5 protein-coding genes and 2 pseudogenes are annotated in these 4428 nt (G+C 55.6%); 2 read left to right on the plus strand and 5 right to left on the minus strand.

Going from position 1 to position 4428, the window contains the following annotated elements; translation table 11 throughout:
* Positions 1 to 264, plus strand: a pseudogene (locus A3A5_RS44750) (transposase); the annotation flags it as partial.
* Between the two features lie 104 nt (positions 265 to 368).
* On the opposite strand, the gene A3A5_RS41485 reads toward A3A5_RS44750, so the two are convergent.
* The 4 genes and pseudogenes from A3A5_RS41485 to A3A5_RS44755 form a co-directional block, all read right to left on the minus strand.
* Positions 369 to 611, minus strand: a complete 243-nt coding sequence (locus A3A5_RS41485) for a zinc ribbon domain-containing protein (protein ID WP_081623897.1) — start codon at positions 609 to 611, stop codon at positions 369 to 371.
* Between the two features lie 25 nt (positions 612 to 636).
* Positions 637 to 1173: an ankyrin repeat domain-containing protein gene (locus tag A3A5_RS38510; protein ID WP_232431342.1), complete on the minus strand. Its 537-nt coding sequence runs from the start codon at positions 1171 to 1173 to the stop codon at positions 637 to 639.
* A 28-nt stretch (positions 1174 to 1201) separates the two neighbouring features.
* Complete coding sequence (locus A3A5_RS0113550; protein WP_018311111.1) at positions 1202 to 1810, minus strand: hypothetical protein; 609 nt, start codon at positions 1808 to 1810, stop codon at positions 1202 to 1204.
* 584 nt (positions 1811 to 2394) lie between these two features.
* Positions 2395 to 2767: pseudogene (locus tag A3A5_RS44755) on the minus strand (Lrp/AsnC family transcriptional regulator).
* A gap of 284 nt (positions 2768 to 3051) precedes the next feature.
* On the opposite strand from A3A5_RS44755, the gene A3A5_RS0113560 reads away from it, so the two are divergent.
* Positions 3052 to 4068, plus strand: coding sequence for a 1-aminocyclopropane-1-carboxylate deaminase (locus A3A5_RS0113560; protein WP_026200757.1), 1017 nt, complete (start codon positions 3052 to 3054; stop codon positions 4066 to 4068).
* 88 nt (positions 4069 to 4156) lie between these two features.
* Here A3A5_RS0113560 and A3A5_RS44065 read toward each other — a convergent pair.
* Positions 4157 to 4428: hypothetical protein (locus A3A5_RS44065; protein WP_026200758.1), on the minus strand; the 272-nt coding region annotated here is incomplete at its 5' end.

The raw sequence follows: 4428 nt of genomic DNA on the forward strand, positions 1-4428 counted from the left end.
GATAACCTGCACGCTCTATGCTGCTTCAGCGCCGTGCAGGAACATGAGATTGACTCGAACTATCGGATCATCCGAACCTACGCCATCACCGCTCTCAAACCTGTCCTGCCAGCGGCGCTACTGGGACTGCGCTGGGCCAAGGCTGCGCTGAATGAGACCTTGGCCTTGATCGCAACACGTACCCATCGCGTGCGACCGGATCGCGCTAAACCACGTCCGCCTCGCCAGAAACCTCATCGACATGCCGCCTATAAGGCTTGCTGATGTCCTTATCTTGGGTGGATTGGCTACTGGGGGGGGGCCGCCATCGCAATTGAAAGGCCGAAGACGGCCGAGAGCAAATCGGCATGAGGATCATTGCGTGACGTTCAGCTTCGGCGACGGAGTTCCCGTTGTTCCTCAGCTGCGTAGTTGCTGAAATGTCCTTGCTTTGCGGCCTGCCGACGTGCCGCTGCGACGAGCGATTTGCTACGCGCAGGAGCGGATGGCGCGGAAACCTGCTTAATCAGTGTCACGCTGCCACATTGCGGGCACACAGGAGTTGCACCGCCGCGTACTAGCGTTTCGTAGCGCAGCCCGCAGTGGCGGCAAACATAGTCGTAGAGCGGCATAAGTCTCTTCTTTCATAAAAAACAGTTATCCAACTGGATGCGCCTCTGTTCGATGGTCGATGCAACTCCATATTACGTAATCAGTTGCCATTTCCAGAGCGTTTCGCCCTTCGGGCGCAACGAGGCCTTCGTTTGCTCCTAGCGACATCAACAACCTCATAATGTCAAATCGGCCGCTGGCAGCCGCCTGCATTAGACACGTGAAGTCATCTCCGTTTGCGTGATCGATATCGAGACCGGCGTCGATTAACCGGAGGATTGTGGCGGGCGCGCCGTTCAAACACGCGTACCACAGCGCGCTATTGTCTTCGTCGTCCAGCATGCCGACGGATACACCTTCATAGAGCAAAGTCGCGACTATGTGGTCTTCCCCCTGCAGCGCTGCTTCCATCAGCGGCGTAATGCCATTTACGCCGAATGAATTTGCGTCGGGGAAACCATGCTTTGATAGCCATATCGCCAGGGATGCGCGCCTACGGTTCTTCCAAGATCCTTCGATACTCCAGGCGCGCTCGGCACCTACGATTTTGTAGGGGGCAATCGTGTTATCCAGTGACATCATTGCACTCCGGCGGCTCCAATAAAAAACGTCAGACTGGTCGATTCTCGTGTGGATTGCGCACCGGCCCCATCACCTTGAGTCCTTCCTCATAGCTGATAATGTCAAAGGGCAACTCGAATCGGCACCCAGCGTCGGCTATGGCGTCCAACTTTGCTGCCGTGCTTTGCTTTTTCAGTTCATTTTTATTCAAGTAAAGAAGCTCCAGCATCTCGTTGTAAACAGTTGACTCAATGATCGGCAGTACATAGAACATTGCTCCCCTGTACGGTACTTGGTAACGCCTAGTCAGATCGATGTTGTCGCAGAAGAGGAAGTACTTCCCTCGGGCGTGCAAAGCGTCGCCCAGCACATCAGCGACGTCCCTCAGGTACTCGAAACTCAGGAGCCAGCCGGAGAAGAAGGGTAGGTGCGAATCACCCGCGTCAGCCACCGCCATTGCCTGTTCGCAACACAGTTCGGGCGGCCGCGCCTCGTCGGCGAGCCGCGGGGCGAACCGGAGCGCAAGTTCGCCGCGAAAGCCAACGCGTCTGGGCTTGGTCGTCCGACCCTTGAAGACTGCATTGAGAAGGCGTCCTTCGTGTTGCAGGCGCGCGAAAGGGGTCTCGTCGAGTTCATCACGGACAGGTGTAGCGGGCATACATATTCCTCCTTTCAGCAATCAAAGGCGCCCCACATTGCAAGGAACCATCGCATACGGAGCGGTAGAACGGCCGAGGACTTCCGCAACATCCGTACCAGCGTAAAAATGGGTCGAGGAAACATGTGGGCCGGCTTTCGAGAGGTAGCGAGGTGTCATTCGCGACAAAAGAACCGGTGGATTGTCTTAAAAGCCACTGTGAAAAAGTAGGGCGCTTCAGCCCAACTACATTGAGAGCTCATCGATCCCGAGGTAAGTGAAGCAGCAACCCGCTAAAGTCGGCGGAACCACAATGTGTAGCGGCCGACGAGCGAAAGCCAAGCGCTCAGTTCCTGCAAACGGCGTTATGGAATACCGGCTAGACCCTTAGATGTCTGAGTTGCTGCTTTGTCGTTAGGGCCGCTACGCCGTTCTTCTCCGGCCTGTGGAGTTCAACTGCAACCATCAATGCAAGCAGTACAAGCCTCGCGCGTTTGTCAGCCCTCTGCTCCATCATTTCGGGGAAACAAGGGTAGCATTCTGCAACGTCGATGTGGAGTCACCGACGTGGCACACGCTGGAACATATCGTCGGTCGCTTCCCGATCAGACCGGAATCTGTGTGCTCGATAGCACTTCCTTGAGCGTCATGAAGGAACGGAGGTGCCGTACGCCGGGCAGGTATGGAAGTTGCTCGGAGCGCTCACGAGTTACCACATGGCATTCCATGCAGCCGGTGACTTTCTTTGCAGCCTCCTCAACCTTGGATTAGGACTCCTGGAGTGGCGCTTTCCAAGACCACACCAATCAGTACCAACATGCCAGCCGGATTCAGCGGTGCGACGATGCCACGAATCATACCCGTCCGAATCATACCCGTCCTCTTGAGTCGTTCAACGCGCGCCGAGAGCACGCCGGCGGGCTTAGATCAAGATGCGCTGCCAGCGGCTACGTTTAAGATTGATGCATCCCGCTGCATGGTTCTGAGGATGGCTTTGTCGATACCATCCAGTGCATCAATTCCTACCTTAAGTTGGTTGGTTGTGTGAACTGAACTGTTGTCGTTCGCATGGGTCTTATACAAGAATAAATTGAAGTCAATCTAATCATAATGCGAAAATTGGATGAGCTTTGCAGGCGCGCCTCGTTAGTTCATTCGTAGGACGAACGTCGTTGACCACCTAAGAATTGGGGAGTGGCCTGTGAGATGCGAGTCTCCCTCGCTATTCTCGATACAACCTACCATCACGCCGGAGTTCCCTCATGAAGATCGAACGGTTTCCCCGTTACCCATTGACTTTTGGTCCAACCCATATCCATCCTCTGAATCGACTAAGCGCGCATCTTGGCGGAAAGGTCAAGCTATACGCAAAGCGTGAGGACTGTAACAGTGGGTTAGCTTTTGGAGGGAACAAAACTCGAAAACTAGAATACTTGATTCCCGATGTGCTAGAGCAGGGGGCCGACACGCTGGTGTCGATTGGGGGCATACAGTCCAATCAGACAAGACAAGTCGCGGCAGTGGCCGCCCATCTTGGGCTCAGGTGCGTCCTGGTGCAGGAGAACTGGGTTAACTACGCGGACGCGGTCTACGACCGCGTTGGAAATATCCAGATGTCGCGCATTATGGGGGCTGACGTACGCCTGGTTTGCGACGGCTTCGATATCGGAATACGCAAGAGTTGGAAGGAGGCCATGGAAAGTGTGCTTAATGATGGCGGAAAACCATATCCGATTCCCGCTGGCTGCTCTGAACATCCCTTGGGCGGCTTGGGTTTTGTCAGATTCGCTGAGGAAGTTCGCGAGCAGGAGGTGGAGCTTGGCTTTCGCTTTGACTATATCGTCGTGTGCTCTGTGACAGGGAGCACGCAAGCCGGCATGGCAGTCGGTTTTGCCGCTGAAAAACGCGCCAATCGCGTGATTGGCATCGACGCTTCGGCCAGGCCCGAGCATACCCGCGAGCAGATTCTCCGCATCGCGCGCCACACCGCGCAGCTTGTTGATCTAGGTCGCGAGATTACTGATACTGAGATCGTGCTCGACACACGTTACGGCGGCCCGGAATACGGGTTGCCATCCGAAGGAACCCTTGAAGCAATCCGTTTATGCGGCAGGTTTGAAGGCGTAATGACCGATCCAGTGTATGAGGGTAAGTCCATGCATGCATTGATCGACATGGTTCGTGGTGGCGAATTTCCTGGCGGCTCAAGAGTGCTATACGTTCACCTCGGGGGTGCGCCTGCTCTAAGCGCGTACAGCTTCCTGTTCCGAGATGGCTAAGCGTTCGGCTCACAATTAGGCAGCAGTTGACCTCGAATCGCGCGCTAGCGCGTCTAAGCGGGCAACACCGTGACAACTGCCTGACGGCTTAGCAGGCTGCTGAAATACCTAGCCCGAAGTCAGCGCGGTAGCGTGCCAAGGCGTTGATTACCAGATACCACTCCATCCGAGATTCATGCGCGGCGCCGACACCTTCACCGAAAGCCTGTTCACCATGCTGCGACTCGAAGATTTCGTGCCGCAAGCGCATCCGTTGCGCCCGATCCGCACCATGGTCAGAGGTGGCGCCGGAAATTCGGACAGTCGGATAAATGGAAGAGCTGGGGTCTGAGCCGGCCATAATGGCGGGCAGAAAGGACC

The organism is Cupriavidus sp. UYPR2.512 (assembly GCF_000379565.1).
In the GTDB taxonomy this organism is placed as follows: Bacteria; Pseudomonadota; Gammaproteobacteria; order Burkholderiales; family Burkholderiaceae; genus Cupriavidus.

Excerpts from the sequence above, each read along its gene's own strand:
- A3A5_RS41485 (WP_081623897.1), bottom strand. The coding sequence starts at position 611 with ATGCCGCTCTACGACTATGTTTGCCGCCACTGCGGGCTGCGCTACGAA.
- A3A5_RS38510 (WP_232431342.1), bottom strand. The coding sequence starts at position 1,173 with ATGATGTCACTGGATAACACGATTGCCCCCTACAAAATCGTAGGTGCC.
- A3A5_RS0113550 (WP_018311111.1), bottom strand. The coding sequence starts at position 1,810 with ATGCCCGCTACACCTGTCCGTGATGAACTCGACGAGACCCCTTTCGCG.
- A3A5_RS0113560 (WP_026200757.1), top strand. The coding sequence starts at position 3,052 with ATGAAGATCGAACGGTTTCCCCGTTACCCATTGACTTTTGGTCCAACC.